The organism is Nonomuraea lactucae (genome assembly GCF_003313395.1).
Lineage (GTDB): Bacteria > Actinomycetota > Actinomycetes > Streptosporangiales > Streptosporangiaceae > Nonomuraea > Nonomuraea lactucae.
The window spans coordinates 1-1,765 of the sequence record NZ_QNFZ01000553.1 but is presented as its reverse complement, the minus strand read 5'-3'; the positions used below and the strand labels follow the sequence as shown (position 1 = coordinate 1,765).

Annotated in this window: 2 protein-coding genes; both read left to right on the top strand. The window is 74.6% G+C overall.

The window, feature by feature from the left end; translation table 11 throughout:
- A partial coding sequence (locus tag DQW85_RS23520; protein WP_162795289.1) for an oligopeptide/dipeptide ABC transporter ATP-binding protein occupies nucleotides 1-564 on the top strand: 564 nt, incomplete at its 5' end.
- Nucleotides 565-656: 92 nt separating this feature from the next.
- Complete coding sequence (locus DQW85_RS23515; RefSeq protein ID WP_240197377.1) at nucleotides 657-1,547, top strand: dihydrodipicolinate synthase family protein; 891 nt, start codon at nucleotides 657-659, stop codon at nucleotides 1,545-1,547.
- The last annotated feature ends 218 nt before the right edge of the window (nucleotides 1,548-1,765 follow it).

Here is a 1,765-nt window from a genome sequence, read left to right as displayed (position 1 = left end):
TCCGCGGCCGACGCGCTGCCCGGCCGGCTCTCCGGCGGGCAGCGGCAGCGCGTGGCCGTCGCCCGCGCCCTCGCTCTCGAACCCGGCCTGCTCGTCGCCGACGAGCCCACCAGCGCGCTGGACGTGTCGGTGCGGGCGCAGATCCTCAACCTGCTGCTCGACCTGAAGGAACGGCTCGGGCTGGCCATGGTCTTCGTCTCCCACGACATCCAGACGGTCAGGCGGATGAGCGACCGGGTGGTCAGCATGTACCTGGGCCGGATCGTCGAGCAGACGCCCGCGCGCGCCGTGCCCCTGGGGGCGCGCCACCCGTACACGCGGGCGCTCTTCTCGGCCACGCCCGGCCTGATCTCGCCGATCAACCCGATCCCGCTGGTCGGCACCGTCCCCTCGGCGACCCGGCCGCCGAGCGGCTGCCCGTTCCGGACCCGCTGCTGGCGGGCCGACGCCGACTGCGCCGCCACCTGGCCCGCCGCGACGACGGGTGACGACCACCTCTTCCACTGCCACCACCCGGTGGCCGCCGGAGCCACCGACCTCGAACTGATCCAGGAGCGCGCATGACGTACCCCGATGTCGCCGGGTCCGCGACGTTTCCCCAAGTCGCCGGGTCCGCGACGTTTCCCCAAGTCGCCGGGTCCGCGACGTTGACCGGTGTGATCCCCCCGGTTTGCACCCCCATGACCCCCGACTACGAGGTGGACGCCGGCTCGCTCACGCGGCTGGTCGACCACCTGCTCGAAGGCGGGGTGGACGGGCTGTTCGTGCTCGGCTCGTCGTCGGAGGCGGCGTACCTGCCCGACGCGCAGCGCCGCGCCGTGCTCGACACGGTGGTCGGCCACGTGAGCGGCCAGGTGCCGGTGCTGGCCGGAGTGATCGACATGACGACGCCCCGCGTGCTCGAACACGCCCGCGCCGCCGTCGAGGCCGGGGTGTCGGGACTGGTGGCGACCGCGCCCTTCTACACGCGGACCCACCCCGCGGAGATCCGCACGCACTTCCGGGTCATCGCCGACCGGGCCGGACTCCCGCTCTACGCCTACGACCTGCCGGTCTCCGTCCACACCAAGCTGCCCGCCGCCCTGCTCCTGGAACTGGCCGCCGAAGGGGTGCTGGCCGGGGTGAAGGACTCCAGCGGCGACGACGGCGGCCTGCGCGAGGTGATCCTGGGCCGGTCGGCGCCGTTCAGCGTGCTCACCGGGTCGGAGGTGACCGTGGACTCGGCCCTGTGGATGGGCGCCGACGGCGTGGTCCCCGGCCTCGGCAACGTGGACCCGCACGGGTACGTGCGGCTCGTCGAGGCGGCCGGGCGCGGAGACTGGGAGGCGGCCCGGCAGGAGCAGGAGCGGCTGGTCCGCCTCTTCCAGATGGTCCGCGTCGGCGGCGGCCGCATGGGCGGCAGCTCCTCGGGGCTCGGCGCCTTCAAGGCCGCCCTGCACCTGCGCGGTGTCATCGCCCACCCGGTCACCGCCCTGCCCCAGATCCCGCTGAACGACGACGAGACCGGCCGCATCGGCAAGCACCTCGCCGCGGCGGGCCTCCTGTAGATGTCGGGCCGCCACGCGCGGTCGGAGCGCCCGGTCGAGCGCATGCGGTGTAAGCCGCCCGGCGATCGGCAATATCCCCACCAGGGGCCGAGGTGACGGGGCGTGCCGATGAGGGGAATCAGGATCGCCGGGATCGTGGGCGGGCTGCTGCTGGCGGGAGGGGCCGCGCCCGCGCTGGCGCGCGGCCCGGCGCCCGACGGGGCGAGCGTCCTGGGCAG